At 47.4% G+C, this 15,949-nt stretch carries 9 protein-coding genes and 1 tRNA gene; 4 read left to right on the top strand and 6 right to left on the bottom strand.

Annotated features, from left to right (window positions below; all coding sequences use genetic code 11):
* Positions 1-10 precede the first annotated feature (10 nt).
* From GV030_RS21290 to GV030_RS21265, 6 genes are all read right to left on the bottom strand, one after another.
* Positions 11-1,177, bottom strand: coding sequence for an AIR synthase related protein (locus GV030_RS21290; RefSeq protein WP_159585497.1), 1,167 nt, complete (start codon positions 1,175-1,177; stop codon positions 11-13).
* Positions 1,178-1,205: 28 nt separating this feature from the next.
* On the bottom strand, positions 1,206-2,357 hold the full coding sequence (locus GV030_RS21285; protein WP_159585495.1) for an MFS transporter: 1,152 nt from the start codon (positions 2,355-2,357) through the stop codon (positions 1,206-1,208).
* Positions 2,358-2,388: 31 nt separating this feature from the next.
* On the bottom strand, positions 2,389-4,377 hold the full coding sequence (locus GV030_RS21280; RefSeq protein ID WP_255465626.1) for an OmpA family protein: 1,989 nt from the start codon (positions 4,375-4,377) through the stop codon (positions 2,389-2,391).
* An 89-nt stretch (positions 4,378-4,466) separates the two neighbouring features.
* A complete protein-coding gene (locus GV030_RS21275; protein ID WP_159585493.1) occupies positions 4,467-4,949 on the bottom strand; it encodes a hypothetical protein in 483 nt (160 codons plus the stop codon).
* 12 nt (positions 4,950-4,961) lie between these two features.
* Positions 4,962-5,762, bottom strand: a complete 801-nt coding sequence (locus tag GV030_RS21270) for a (Fe-S)-binding protein (RefSeq protein WP_159585491.1) — start codon at positions 5,760-5,762, stop codon at positions 4,962-4,964.
* Between the two features lie 30 nt (positions 5,763-5,792).
* Complete coding sequence (locus tag GV030_RS21265) at positions 5,793-7,118, bottom strand: (Fe-S)-binding protein (protein WP_159585489.1); 1,326 nt, start codon at positions 7,116-7,118, stop codon at positions 5,793-5,795.
* Between the two features lie 81 nt (positions 7,119-7,199).
* Here GV030_RS21265 and GV030_RS21260 point away from each other — a divergent pair.
* The 4 genes from GV030_RS21260 to GV030_RS21245 all read left to right on the top strand — a co-directional run bounded on the left by GV030_RS21260 (position 7,200) and on the right by GV030_RS21245 (position 15,941).
* Positions 7,200-7,272 (top strand) — tRNA-Phe (locus GV030_RS21260).
* A gap of 254 nt (positions 7,273-7,526) precedes the next feature.
* Positions 7,527-11,561, top strand: coding sequence for a CHAT domain-containing protein (locus GV030_RS21255; protein ID WP_159585487.1), 4,035 nt, complete (start codon positions 7,527-7,529; stop codon positions 11,559-11,561).
* Positions 11,562-11,583: 22 nt separating this feature from the next.
* Positions 11,584-13,698, top strand: coding sequence for an OmpA family protein (locus GV030_RS21250; protein WP_159585485.1), 2,115 nt, complete (start codon positions 11,584-11,586; stop codon positions 13,696-13,698).
* Positions 13,699-13,709: 11 nt separating this feature from the next.
* The gene (locus GV030_RS21245; protein WP_159585483.1) at positions 13,710-15,941 is read left to right on the top strand and encodes a hypothetical protein; all 2,232 of its coding nucleotides are present in this window, start codon (positions 13,710-13,712) and stop codon (positions 15,939-15,941) included.
* The last annotated feature ends 8 nt before the right edge of the window (positions 15,942-15,949 follow it).

Below are 15,949 nucleotides of genomic sequence, written 5' to 3'. Positions count from 1 at the left end.
GATGACAAGTTTAGTGATATGTATAACTTCCTTCCGGGGTTTGGATTAATACTTCTTTCTGCTCAGCAGCCTCTACTCTTCCCACTATTTGTGCGTCCACATGGAAAGACTTAGAGATGTCAATCACTTCCTGAGCATACTCCTGGGGTAGATATACCTCATATCTGTGGCCCATGTTGAAAACCTGGTACATTTCTTTCCAGTCGGTGCCGCTTTCCTCCTGTATCAGTCTGAATAGTGGCGGGATTTCAAAGAGGTTGTCTTTGATGATTTTCAGCCCTTTCACAAAATGAAGCACCTTGGTCTGGGCTCCTCCGCTACAGTGTACCATGCCGTGTACTTTACCCGGTAGTTCGGTCAATATTTTCTTCACGATAGGGGCGTAGGTTCTGGTAGGGCTAAGCACCAGTTTCCCGGCATTCAATGGACTGCCCTCCACAGAATCAGTGAGTTTCTTACTTCCTGAAAATACAAGCGCCTGATCCACAGCGGGATCATATGCCTCACGGTACTTATCTCTGTAAACCTTATCAAAAACATCATGCCTGGCGGAAGTCAGGCCATTACTGCCCATCCCGCCATTGTATTCAGACTCATAGCTCGCCTGACCATAGGACGACAAGCCTACGATCACGTCACCCGGTCGGATACCGTCATTGCTGATGACTGCACTGCGTTTCATCCGGGCCGTAACTGTGCTGTCCACGATGATGGTGCGCACCAAATCTCCTACATCTGCGGTTTCTCCACCGGTAGAAATAATATCGATCCCCTGGTCGCGGAGCATCTGGAGCACCTCCTCGGTACCATTGATGATCGCTGAAATGACCTCTCCGGGAATCAGGTTTTTATTACGCCCGATCGTGGATGAAAGCAGGATATTTTCCACACACCCGATGCAGAGCAGGTCATCGGTATTCATGATCACAGCATCCTGAGCAATCCCCTTCCAAACCGAAAGGTCGCCAGTTTCCTTCCAGTACATATAGGCCAATGAAGATTTAGTACCTGCTCCGTCGGCATGCATGATGGCGCAGTAGTCTTCGTCTTTGGTGAGGAGATCCGGTACTATTTTGCAGAAAGCCTGAGGGAAAAGCCCCTTGTCTACATTTTTGATGGCCGCATGTACATCATCTTTGGTGGCAGAAACTCCCCTTTTAGCGTATCGATCAGACATGAAAATTTTTTTGGCAAAGAAAAACAAATCATCTGAACTTAATGGTAAGTGAAAGCAACGTTACCATCAAAGTACAAAAAAGCACGAACGACATCCCTACAGTAAGACTGTACGCTTCGGCCAGAAGGCCTATCAGCGGGGGGCCTACCAGGAACCCGGCATAACCCAGGGTGGTCACCGCTGCAATACCGGTACCAGCCGTATACCCTGGTTGATTGGCGCCTGAAATGAAGAGGACCGGCACTATGCAGGAGTACCCAAGGCCCGTAATGGAAAACCCGACAATCACCAGATCCTGCGATTCAAAAAAAATCGCAACACAAAGGCCAATCACCGACAGAAGTGAACCATAAAACACTACGGACTTCTTTCCCAACCCGGGAATGATCGAATCCCCCGTTAACCGACCAATGGCCATCAGCATGGAGAATCCGGCATAAGCCATCCCCACGAGGTAAGCATCAGCCAGCACCACATCCCGCATGTATACCGCACTCCAGTCTGCTATGGCGCCTTCACTTAGTAGGATGCAAAACGCCATGAAAGCAAGCATCAAAAGTGGGCCTCTGGGCCAGGCAAACACCTTATCCCCTGCATTCCGGGATTCTTTCATATGGTATAAGGTGTCTGACAACAGCAGGATCATAACGAAAACAATACCTCCCACAAGCCCGAGATGCGGCAGAGTGCTTGTACCAAGCCCTGCAACAATGCTACCCACAGCAGCTCCGGCCATTCCACCCAGGCTCCACATTCCATGACAGGTAGACATAATGGCTCGTTTGTGCTTCCGCTCGATCACAGCTGCCGTTGCATTCATGGAAATATCCATAATGGCATTGCTGAATCCAAAAAAGAACAGTGCAATGGCCAGCCCCCAAAACGAATCCGAAAGGGCCAGTAGTGGCAAAGAAATCACGTGTGCCAAGCCACTGATCACTAAGGTTCTGCCCAGGTCAAATCTGGCAATCACCCATCCGGATATGGGCATAATGCACATTGCCCCAATGGGTGCGCCCAACAACGCAAGCCCAAGCTCACCATCAGTAAGACCAATGGTATCCTTCATGTCAGGAATTCTGGTAATCCAATTACCAAATAGCAGGCTGTTGCAGGTAAAAATCAGTCCCAGATGAAGACTTTCCCGGGTAGCGAAAAAAAATCTGAGATGGCTCGACACAGAGCTAAATTAGAGGTTAAACCTTAAAATATCAGTCTCCTTCAGAATCATCAAAGAACCGATCATACTCATCCTGATTCTCTACAGGTGGCAGGTTGTCCTCATTCTTCTTTGGATTATACCTCAAGACTTTGAACTCGGTCCTACGATTTTGCTGATGCTGCTCTTCTGTGACAGCATTGGGGATGAGTAATTTGCTCTCACCATACCCCTTGGCCACTATCCGATCTGCAGATATTCCCTGCCGAATAATGTATTCCACAGCAGACTTTGCTCGCCTTTGTGACAAGTCCATGTTGTAATCGTCCTCGGCCCTTGCATCCGTATGGGAGCCCAATTCTATGAAAATGTCAGGGTTATCATTCATTATCTGAACCAGGCTATCCAGCACCAGGGCAGCATCCGGTCGTATATTGGCCTTGTCCAGGTCATAGTAGATGTTGTTGAGCACAATGGACTTTTCCAAAACAATTCGATCCATCATGATCTCCGTCTGAAAAGTCACATTGGTGATGAATTCCGTCAGAGAAGCCTTTTCCACCGATTTTCCCACCGTGGAAAATTCCTTCCTTGTGGTGAAATAATCCGTTTTTTCACCCAAAAGATTATAGCGCTCCTCAGCATATACCCGGAATTTGAACTTTCCATCCTCCCCTGTAAAGGCCTCACTGAGAAGCTCTCCATTTTCTGCCTGAAGTGCAACCTTGGTATTTGGAAGTACAATTTTGTGCTTGCCGTCATCATTGGTATAGGTAGTGCCTACGAGAAAATAATTCACGACCTTCAGGTCAGGATCCTCATTGATGAATGTGTAGATATCATCGTCACCTTTTCCGCCCGGCCTGTTGGATGAGAAAAACCCTCTGGTCAGGTCGAACTGGTGGAGGCCAAAGTCATCTGCAGCGGAGTTCATAGGCTCCCCAAGGTTTTCGATGGTAATCTTTCCGCGAACTCTGGTTGCCACAAATAGGTCAAGGTTGCCAAATCCGGGGTGCCCATTGGAAGAAAAGTAAAGTCTACCATCCTCAGACACAAACGGAAACATTTCATCCCCGGGAGTATTGATCGTGGGGCCGAGGTTTTGTACATCCACCCATCTACCGCGCCTGTTGAGCTGTGCCGAGTAGATGTCCGCCCCGCCAAATCCTCCCGGACGGGTACTTGAAAAATACAGTGTGGTGCCATCAGGAGTGAGTGCAGGGGTGGAATCCCAGGCATCCGGATCATTGACACTAATGGGTCTGGGCTCTGACCAGTTTGAGTTTCTGTACCTCGTGAAAAATAAGTTGACCTCCGTGTTCCCGGTGGCCTTGCCAGTATTCCCTTTGGCAAAGATGATGGAGGTTCCGTCTGATGAAATGGCAATGGATCCTTCATTGGTGTCTGAGTGATTGATCACCGGGTCAAGGGCTTTCAAAGTCCTTATGTTAATATTGGCGCCCTTCGACTGTACCCGATAGATGTCCGTAAAAGGAGTGCCTGTGGCCCCATAGATCTTGCCGCCTTCCCTGTTGGAGGTGAAGTATAAAAAGCCATTGTGGTAGACGGGGGAGTACTCTGCAAACTTTGTATTGAGCTCATCCAGGTTTTTAATTCTGAAATAATTGGTCTCAGCTTGTAGGACGTCTATTTTCGTCAGATTATCCAACTCCACCTGCGCCAAGGCCTTGAAATTGGAATCACCTCCTGCTTTGGTCAAAAAATCGCGAAGGATTTTCTCAGCTTCCTCATATTGCTTATTGGCCTTGAGAGACCTGGCCAGATAATAGGGCAATCCGGGCTCCCTGGACCCGGCCCTCCGAGCAGCAGAATAATAAGGCGCTGCTTCCTGAAGTCTGTTGGATTTGCGGTATGACTCACCCAGCATGAAATTTTGATGAGCATCCTGGGGATCAAGGCTCTTCTTGTAAAGCTCTATTGCCCGATCATAATACCCTTTTTCAAAACTCTTTTGAGCCACCCGCTGCGTACAGGACTGCGCCATCATAAGGAGGATCAATGCATAGAAAACTTGCTTCATACGTACACCACTTGGATCATTCGTTAAACTAACGAAAAATTTGCGCAAAATAATCTTTCCCCTCTACAACAAAGTATTTCGCCAAAGCCCTAAGAAAAATATCGACTCAACCATGACGCCTGCGCAGGTACTGCCCACTGAGTCCTCCATTCGCTGGCGTTTTGTACCGTATTATTGAAAACAGTGGTTTCCTTTCGGATCTCGCCAGCCTCTACCGCCGCTTTCAGTTGATTAAAAGGTTTGATTTTTACCTTGCCTTCTTCCAGAAAAGCTACCTTGGTTCGGTCCAGCAGACTCAACCCTGTATGCTGTTCGATCTGCCGGATCACCTGCACTGAAGCATCTATACTACAGCCGCTGGCCTGATTGTAAGACTCATCTACCGCTAGTACGATAAATTGATTGTGTTGTATCCCGTAAGTAGCCATCAGCTTGTTGCCATGGGCTGCCCATTGACCTGTGAAAGCTTCGAAACTCCTGTCAATCAATACCCGCTCTTCTTCACTAAATGGTCTGTCCGCCTGGTATACCCAGATCCTGGCGTGATCTGGCATCTCGTCTATTGCTATCATAATTCCACAAACTTAGCCATTTAAACCCTCTGCCTCTGCAATGAGTTCCGCCAAATCCTGAACTTTCACCTCAGACTCGCGCTCTTTGTTTTTCACCCCATCAGACATCATGGTCATACAAAACGGACAAGCTACGGCGATAGTAGTAGCACCAGTTTCAAGCGCCTCCTCGGTTCGTTCTATATTGATCTCCTTTTTGCCTGGCTCGGCATCTTTAAACATTTGGGCACCCCCGGCTCCACAGCAGAGCCCTTTGGTTTTGCATCGCTTCATTTCTACCAGCTCGGCGTCCAGTGCCTCCAGTACTTTTCTGGGTGCTTCATAGACTTTATTGGCCCGGCCCAGAAAACAAGAATCATGGTAGGTGATTTTGCGGCCTTTAAACTCTCCGCCACCTTTTAGTGTGACCTTCCCACTATTGATCAGCTCCTGTAGGTATTGGGAATGATGAATGACGTCATAGTTTCCACCAAGGTCGGGGTACTCATTTTTAAGGGTATTGAAGCAATGAGGGCAGGCCGTTACTATTTTCTTCACCTCATATCCATCCAGCACCTGAATGTTGGCCATGGCCTGCATCTGAAACAAAAACTCATTCCCGGCACGTCTGGCGGGATCTCCTGTGCAAGTCTCCTCAGCACCTAAAACGGCAAATTTCACCCCTACTTTATTGAGAATCTTCACAAATGCCAGGGTGACGCTTTTGTACCGGTCGTCGAAGGAGCCGGCGCAGCCTACCCAAAAAAGCACTTCAGGAGATTCTCCCTTTGCGACCATTTCGGCCATTGTTGGTATGTTGATTTCTTCAGTCATTGGTCAATGTCAGTTATTCTTTCTGGTCGTTTATTTCTCTTTCAGGTCTTCAGCCCATTTAAACCGATCGGTTGGAGGAAATTTCCATGGCGCAAAATTGGTCTCCACATTTTGAAACATCATATTCCAGGACTGGGGTGCTCCGGATTCTTCCATGGCCACATACCTCCGCAATTGTAAAATGATGTCCAGTGGGTTAATGGTAATAGGACAAGCTTCCACACAGGCATTGCAGTTGGTGCAGGCATTGATCTCCTCTTTAGTGATGTAGTCTCCCAGCAGGGATTTACCATCGTTCAGACCTTCACCTCCCTTTTGCAAAGACAAGCCCACATCCTCCAGACGATCACGGGTATCCATCATGATTTTTCGCGGCGAGAGCTTCTTGCCGGTCAGATTAGCAGGACACTCTGAGGTACATCTGCCGCACTCTGTACAAGCATATGCGTCCATCAGGCTCTTCCAGCTCAGGTCATTTACATCTTTGGCTCCAAATTTCATCCCCTCAGGTGGTGGGGCAGCCTCCGCTCCAGTACTCATGCCCAGCATTATTTTCACCTCGTTGGTGATCTCCTCCATGTTGTTCATCTTACCTTTTGCAGTGAGTTTGCTGTAGTAGGTATTGGGGAAGGCCATGAAAATGTGCAGATGCTTGGAGTAGGTCACATACACAGCAAAAGCCAGTATGCCCACAATATGGAACCACCAGGCTGATCGCTCCACCATGATCAGGCCGCCATCCGACAGTCCGTCAAAAATGGGCATCATCATGCTACTCACTACAAAGGAGCCGGTGACGGTATAATGATCCACTCCCCGGGCCTGCAATACCTGATCGGCTGCATTCATAGATAAAATGGCCACCATAAGGACAACCTCAATGACCAAAATCAGGTTGGCATCCAATGTGGGCCACCCCCTCATTTCTATTTTGTGGAACCGATTGATTTTCAGAATATTTCTCCTGATCAGAAAAACCACACAGGCAAAGATCACGAGTACAGCGAGCACCTCGAAAAACGAAATCAAAAACGTATAAAAATCGCCGACGAACGGCGCAAACAATCGGTGCGTCCCCAGGAGCCCATCTAAAATAATCTCCAGTACTTCAATATTGATAAGAATGAATCCTACATAAATGAGCAGGTGAAAGAATGCAGGAAGCAACCGCTTGAACATTTTTTTCTGGCCAAAGGCCACAAGGAGCAGGGTTTTCAGACGGACGCCTTTTTGATCGTTTATCGTTTCCGGTCTGCCCAGAAGGATGTTTTTCCTGATTCGAGCTATGCGTCGAAACAGGAAAAATCCGAAGAATAAAAGGACAGCCACAAAGGCCAGTTGTGGGATCATTTGCATGGGGTTAAAATCTGTTGCTATTTAAATAAAAATATTTTTGCTCGTTTTAAAAGATTCTCTAGCTTTGCACCTCTTTAAAGCGGTGCTGTAGCTCAGCTGGTAGAGCATCGGACTGAAAATCCGTGAGTCGGTGGTTCGAGCCCACTCAGCACCACTTAAAAAACCCTGGCCTTCAAGTCAGGGTTTTTTTGTTTCCTCGAAGATAATAAAAGGTTCTTAATTTAGTATGCATGCATACTAAATTCTTTGATACTTAGCCTACCGGTATCCTCTTTCACCGGTTTCGCCTTAAAATTCTCTTTTCTGATACCTCAAAGGAGGTATTTCGCTAAATCATCTCCTCGATGACTTACCAGATGACTTAGATTTTTCTATCTTCATACTGAGAATTACCAACCTGACTCTATTTTGAAAAGACTATCCCTTGGCCTGATATTTTTTCTGACCACATCGCTGTGCTTTGCCCAGGACTGGGCAGCATCCTACCAGCAGTCTGTAGACTTCTACAACAACTACCAATCTGCTGAAGCACGTCTGGCTGCCGAAAGAGCTCTCGAGCAAATCAAATCCACCGAAACCAAGGCTTCGAAAAACCAAACCGTCATTCTGCGGCAACTCTCAATCATCTGTTATGATCTGGGAGAAGATGCTGCAGCCCTCTCATACGCCAAAGAAGAAGTGGAGGTGTTGATCGCGTTGGGAGAAAACAGGGACATGAATTATGCCAATGCCCTTCAAAACCTGGCAGTAATCCGCATGGCGCGCAGTGAGTACGGAGCTGCAGACCCACTGCTTTCAGAGGCCCTTGACCTCACCCTCGAATATAACAGCGAAGACAGCTACGAGGTAGCCGCTGCAAAGGGCAATCTGGCCATTGCCAAGTTTCAACTGAAGGAAGATGAAGCGGCAAGAACGCTTTTTGAAAGCTCACAGCGGGTCATGAATACTTATGAAGAAGTGGGGCCGGAGTATTTCAACATCATTTACAACTATGGCTCATTGCTTTCAGAAAACGGAGAGTATGAAAAAGCCCTTGCGCTCTTTGTGGAATTGGTGGACTATTACAATGAAGGCACCCCTAGCTTCGAATATGGCAGTATGTTAATCAAAGTGGGAGATGCTCTGGACCAGCTCGGAAGATTCTCTGAGGCTGTAAGTCAGTATGAGTTGGCCATTGAGAATTTCACCGATCTGGGTGAACAAAATAGCGAGGAATACTCCATCGCACTCAATAACCTCACGATTGACCTTCAGAAAACCGGACAGTTTGGTAGAGCCACAGAACTTATCGAGGAGCTGGTCTTACAAAAAGAGGCGGAGCAGGAAACCAACCCGGCATCCTACGCCAGCACATTGACCAACTACAGCAACCTGCTCATCAGGAACGGCGAACTGGCCACGGCAAAGGAAAAACTCGAATTGGTCATGGAACTTTATACTTCCCGGCTGCCTGGTGACCTCACTTATGTAAATGCCCTGGAAAGCCTGAGTGGTCTTTTGCTCACAGATGGAGACATCACCGGAGCCACCCAAAAAATAGACCTGGCACTGGAAGTAGCTCGCGAAAAGGGAATGAAAAGTCGTCTTTACGCCCTATATAACCAGAAGGCGAAAATCTTAACCTCAGAAGCAAAATATACCGAAGCCCGAAACATCGCCGAAGAGGCTCTCCAGGAGAGCATTACACTTTTCGGGTCGGATGCCTTGCAAACGGCTTTTGTGAAAAACACGCTCGCAGGAGTATATACCCAGCTGGGAGCGTATCAGCAAGCAGGCAAACTCTATCTGGAAGTGCTCCCAATCTTCAGGCAGACCTATGGTGAGAGTCACCCCGAATATGCTACTGTAGCCGCCAACTATTCGTCCCTGCTCCAGCTCGAAGGCAGCTACTACACTGCAGAGTATTATCTGAAAATCGCCGAAGAGATCAAGCGCCAGGCCTATGGCAAGGAAAATAGGGACTATCTCACCACCTATGAAAACCTGGGGCTACTGTACCTCAACACTGCCCGATATACCGAAGCAGGACAGGTACTGAGTGAAATCAAGGCAATCAAAGAAAAAATTCTGCCTACAAGAGATCCTTCGCTGGCCTATACGCTGGCCAATCTGGGCACAGTGAAAAAACAACTGGCCGAATACGGTGACGCTGAAAAATACTTAAAGGAAGCCAGGAGCATTTATGAGACCAGCTACGGTACGCAACATATCTTCTATGCCTCTGTCATTAATAACCTTGCCCTGCTTTACCAGAAAATGGGCAATCTTGACGCGGCTAAGCCACTGTTTGAGCAATCTCTGGAAACCTACCAAACTCAAATAGGAAAGATGAATCCAGAGTATGCTACCGCTCTGGAGAATCTGGCAACCCTCTATCAGATGGAGGAAGACTATGACAGGGCCAAAGCTCTACTGGAAGAAGTACTCGTGATTGATGAAGCCATTTTGGGAACCAATCATCCTTTGTACTCTAAAACCCTGCACAACCTGGCCTCTATTTACAAGGAAAATCAGGAATATGACCAGGCCAAAACACTCTATCAAAAAGCATTGGACATAGATGAGAAGGTTTTCGGGACCAACCATCCGTCTTATGCCAGTACCCTTTATAACCTGGCCACGCTGGAGCAGGAGCTGGAGCATTATGACCAGGCACTCACCTATTATCAGCAGGTAGTGGATATACGCCTGTCGATTCTCGGCCCCAATCATCCCGACTATGCTTACTCACTGTATGGGCTGGCCTCCATAAAGCACAAAACCGGGGACTTTGAGGGTGCTCGGCCGCTCTATCTCCGGGTGACCGAACGGTATCTTGATTTTATCAATCAATACTTCCCCGCACTGAGCGAAAGTGAGAAGAGTGCCTTCTATGGGAAAATAAAGCCTGTATTTGATAGTTATCTGGACTATGCGGTGGAGTTCTGTCTGCTGAACAAAGGGACTCAAAGTGATCAGGACACCCTCATTGGCAGCATGTACAACCTTCAGCTCTCTACCAAAGCACTTCTGCTCAACGCCACCAATAAGGTGCGAAACACCATACTGTCCAGTGGAGATACTGACCTCATCTCCCTCTTCAACGACTGGGTAGGTCTGAAAGAAAATATTGTCAAGGCTTACAGCATGAGTAAGGAAGAGCTTGAACTGAGCAATATCAAAATTGCGGACATGGAGGCGGAATCCAATGAAAAGGAAAAGCAGCTTTCCCTCAAATCCTCCTCATTTGCAGGGGCCTTTGAAACAGAAGCTCCAACATGGAAGCGCATTCAGGAGCAACTATCATCAGACGAAGCAGCCATAGAGATGATCCGAATCAAGAAAAAGATGAAGCAAGACTCTGTGCTATACATCGGGCTGATTCTCCGCAGTGATGAGGGGGCCATCCCCGAGCTGGTGGTGAGTGCCAATGGCCTTCAAATGGAAGACAAAGGCTTCAAAACCTATAAGAATTCGATTATTTATAAAATACTGGATGAACGCTCTTATGCCACTTTCTGGAAACCCTTTGATGACAAAATAGACACCTCCGTAAAAAGAGTCTTCCTCTCTGCCGACGGGGTGATCAATAAAGTAAACATTGCCACCCTGTACAATCCGGAAAAGAAAGAGTATCTCATAGACCGCTACAAGGTGCGCCTGCTCAGCAATACCCGTGAGCTGCTGGAAATGACCTCTCCCGAGGGGACGAAGAATGATGCTGTCATGTTTGGTTTCCCAAAGTATTACATCTCCAGTCAGGCCAAAAACAATAGTGGAGGTCTGCTCAGTCCTAAGGATATGGAGCGTAGCTTTGGATCCACTATCTCTGAACTCCCAGGCACTCTGAAGGAGATAGAGGAGATTGGCCAAATTGTGGAAACCAGCAGCTGGACTTTTGAATCTTTTTTGGCGGAAGCTGCCACCGAGGATCAAATCAAAAAAATATCCAGTCCCAAGATTTTACACATCGCTACGCATGGTTTCTTTCTGGAGGACATTAAGGTGGATGACGAAGCGGGCGGACTTACCAGCAGAAATGCCAAATTCAATCCGCTGCTAAGGTCCGGACTACTCCTGGCTGGAGCTCAAAACACGGTAAAAAATGAAGACCTGCCGGGCGAAGAAGATGGAATCCTGACGGCATATGAAGTGATGAACCTCAACCTGGACAACACCCAGCTAGTGGTAATGTCAGCCTGTGAGACAGGACTGGGCGAAGTGAAAAATGGTGAGGGTGTTTATGGCCTTCAACGGTCATTCATCGTAGCTGGTGCAGATAATCTGGTGATGAGCTTATGGAAAGTGAACGATCAGACTACCCAGCTTCTGATGAGTGCTTTCTATCGAAATTGGTTCGGAGGGCAGACCAAACTGGAGGCCTTCAATGCGGCAATAGCCGAAGTACGAAAAGAATTCAAAGAGCCTTACTATTGGGGCGCTTTTGTCATGTTAGGAAAATAAAAATGAAACAACTATGCTGAAGATGAGGCATTCATTATTTGTGCTGCTTTTGTTAATCACATGGGCTGCTCAGGCTCAAGTCCCTGACACGCTCAAGACCTATGCCGATACCATTAACTACTATAGGAGTACGGCAAAGGCCATTCCGGAACTGAACAGCAATAAAATAGAATACGCTCCCTCCATTTCGGCGGATGGGCGTACCATGATTTTAGAATCTAACCGAAGGGGGAAATATGAACTCTTCGACTCCCGGCTGGTCAATGGCAAATGGTCGGACCCAAAGCCCATAGATCCGATCAATAACTTTGGAGACTCCACTGACCTCATCGGTGGTCCAAGCATCTCGTTTGATGGAAACATGCTTTTCTTCTTTGCTTCATTCAGGGGCGGGTTCGGTAGTGAGGACATCTACTACTCTATTCGTGATGGGGAAACCTGGACCGAGCCAAAAAACATAGGTGAACCGATCAATTCCTCAGGGTATGAAGGTTTCCCCTCCATTTCTGCCGATGGAAAAACCATGTACTTTGTGCGACAAAATTATAATGTCTTACAAGACAAAGACCTGGCTAAGCTCTGGGAAAATAAAGCATGCTTCAGCCTCTACCTTTCCAAGAAAAAGAAGGATGGTACCTGGGGGCAGCCGGAACTCCTTCCTTACCCTATCAACAAAGACTGTGAGAAGGCCCCACGGATTATGGCTGACAACAAGACCCTGATCTTTGCCTCCAACCGACTCGGTGGACGCGGGGATTTTGACCTCTACCAGACTCAGCTCACTCCCATAGGTGACTGGAAACCTCCGGTGGCACTGGAGTTTGTAAATACCAAAGTAGCCGATCAGTTTTCTTCCATTTCAGCCCAGGGGGACCTGTTGTACTATGTGTATGATGCCAGTGAGATCAATTCTGTGGAAATACCACCACAGCTCAGGCAGTTCAAAAACATCATTATCCAGGGCTACATCACAGACGGAAAGAATGGTGCCGGTATAGCCGCGGAAATCGTGGTATCGGATGCATTCACCTCCGGAGAAATCATGACCCTATCCAACAACCCCAATGACGGGCGCTATACCGTAGTACTGGCCGTAGGCAGCAACTATAACATAGAAATCAAAAAGAAAGGCTACACCTCCAAGTCGCTGTTCTTTGACCTGAGCAACGAACACGAATATAAGGAAATCGATCAGGACATACAACTGTACAACACCGCCAACCTGAACCTCAATATTTATGATGGTGATCTTTTTGAACCCATTCAGGCCAACATCAAAGTAAAGGAACCAGGAGCAGCAGACTTCCTGATGCAGCTGGAAAATAACCCTGATGGCCGTATTACGCTGGACCTGCCACTTGGCAAGGTCTATGAAATCATCGTGGACAAGGAGAATTTTGACAGCAAATTTTTTACGCTCGATGTATCCGACCTGGTGGTCTACCCGGAGTTTATCAGAGATGTGGAGATGCTTCCGCATAAACGCAACATAGAAATCAACGTGGCAGACCTGGTCAACAATGGAAAGATACGCTCGAAAGTACGGATCAGAAACCGCAACCGGGATGAAGTGATCGAGGTGAGCGGTAACGAAACCGTGGCTCTCCGTGTGGGAGACAGGTATGAAATAGAGGCCACAAGCGATCAGGGCTATGCGTTCAACAGTACGGTGATAGATGTGAAGCCCAGCGGAACGGAAATCTCCTCTGGAGATGATGCCGTAGGGGGCGTATCGGTGATCGGAGAAGGTGGCTCTGCCAAAATCCAAATGAACCTCCAGCCGCTATTGGTTGGCGCTAACCTCACACTAAAAGAAATACTTTTTGAGTCGAATTCTGATCAGCTCAATGAAGTCTCCTTTGCGGAACTGGAGCGGGTAGTAGAGCTCATGAAGCAAAACCCCGGGATGAAAGTGGAAATAGCCGCACATACCGATGATGTGGGCTCGGCCGCTTATAACGCCGCCTTGTCCAACAGAAGGGCTCAGAGTGCCGTGAAGTTTCTGATAGAAAAGAATATCCCCAGCGATCGGTTTGTTGCCAAGGGCTATGGCGAAAGCCAGCCCATAGTGCCTAACGATACTGAGGAAAACAAAGCTCAAAACAGACGTTTAGTATTGAAAATCCTAGCCATATAATGAGAATGACCATGAAGAAATTAGCATTCATCCTCTTCCTAGCAGGTGCCACCCTTCCGGGGCTTTCACAAAAACTGGAGAAATATGAAGAAGTACTCCCCAGAATACTTGCCCTGCCACCCAGTGGTGCACTGGCTCAGCTAAAAATCTATCTGGCCGAACAACCAGACAACTCAAGTATCTACCTCCAGATGGCTGTGATTTACGAGAAAAGATACAGGGAGAGTGATCCCATCAAGGACTTTGCCTATAAAGTAGGCAATGCCCGGGAGGCACTTAAGGCCTACCAGCGTACGGAACAGTTTATCAGTGAAAAAGAGGTGCGCAAGAATCAGGAGTACTTTTTCAACTTTGGCAAGCTCGATGACAAAGGGAGAGTCACCGTGGGTTTTGACACCATCAGTAACCATATGGCCAGGGTAAAAGTGGAACTTCAGTCCTTTATAGACAATGTGCCACTCATCTATGATAAGTTTACCCGAAGCTTTAGTAGTTATGACCGGGCGCACAAAGCTTTTACCGGAATTTTAGGTAAATATCCCACCTTCAAAGACCTATACCTCCTCTATGATGCTGAGGTAGACAAGACCTTTGGAGATATCAAAAAAGATTACCTCGAGTGTCTACAGTACTGGGAGGAATACAAAGCCGCCACGGCCAGTTTTGATGTGGGGTATAATCAGACCATGACAGCCAAGCCCATCAAGGTCTATCGTCTGGATGGTTTAGAATCCAAAATCAACTTTCTGCAACCAAAAATTCAGGTTTGGGACTATGCCTCGTGGGTAGACACCACACGGGAGATTATTCATGCAGAAATAGACAAGCTCAGAGAAGACCTGATGGCTGAAAACCTCAGACTCAACAAACGAATCGAAGAGGCTAAACCTGACTTTATCAGGGAGGAATTTGAGCCCCTCAAAGTATCCAAAGAAGTGCTTTTTACCCTCAGGAAATACGACCTCTCCTCGGTGATCGAGCCCATCTTTATCTTCAAAGAAAAAAAGCATGACCTCATCTACCAGCAGCTGCTCAGCGAAAAACTCGGGGCGGACACGGAAGTGGATGTAGAGCGCAAGCTCTATCTCTACGGCCAAATGGTGAACAGAATTAAAGAAGCAGATAGTGTGCTCAGCGACATCAGAAGGACCAATACCGCTGCCTCTTTGAGTAAATACTCCGACTTTATCAAGACCAACTACAATGGTCCTTCGGGAATTACTCAGCTCATCACTACCGAGCGCCAAAACAATAAAAATGATGTGAGCAACTATGTGGCCAATATCCAAAACGAGCTCTATACCATACTCAAGACGGATTCGGTGATCAAGAAAGTGAAGTACAAAAAATTGGACATCCCACTTTTCAGAAGCGTCCCGGTGGATAATGATCTTCTTACCGCGGCCCCTATCACCTCTCATCGCATAGAGAACTTTGATGGGTCCGCCTTTATAGCGGGAATCTTCAAGAACACAAAGGAAAATAAAACACAGGCCTTTGTGGCAGGCATCACCAAAGAGCAGACTGTAGGCTGGTACAATGACTATCTGTTAAAAATTGACAGTTCTGCCGGGTTTGATGCCAACACCCGAATAGGAGCCATCCAAAGCGTGCCCGGAGGACTGGCCGTGATCCTGAACGGCGTGGATACCAGCGGCACCCGGATCAACCACTTGCTGATGCTGGATGAGAAGGGAGTGATCACACACAGCCGAAGACTTATTCTCAATCAATTCCCGAGGACTATTTCTTACAATGAGCGTACCAACACCCTTTTTGTAACCTATAAAGGGAATGACTATCTGGACGACCCGTTGGTCGAATCCGAGATGATCATGGCCAACTACAGCATCTATGGAGATCTGCAATGGCAGCAGCGAATGTCCTACAAAGGGGACATCACTGATGTGGTGAGTGTGGATCAGGCCTATATCATCGTGGGCAACTACAACGAGATCAAGGGACTAGATGGACGTGTGAACAGAGCAGGAAAAAACAACACCGACACAAAAGCTTTTGCTGTGAAAATCAATTTGGCGGGAGAGCTATTGGACCTGAAGACCATCGACTATTCGTCATCTTACTTTGCCAACAAAACTTATAAAGTGAGTGATGACTGTATCAACTTCTTTGGGTCAATGGGCGCGTATACCAAAACGGTCATGCTCGATTCGAGACCCGAAAGCGCCGTGCATGTCATCATGAATAAAGATCTGGAAATACTGGCCTCTACCCTGAAATAAGGGTAGAG

It is taken from the genome of Marinoscillum sp. 108 (genome assembly GCF_902506655.1).
Lineage (GTDB): Bacteria > Bacteroidota > Bacteroidia > Cytophagales > Cyclobacteriaceae > Marinoscillum > Marinoscillum luteum.
The sequence above is the reverse complement of the archived record's forward strand: the minus strand, read 5'-3'. Positions and strand labels throughout refer to the sequence as shown.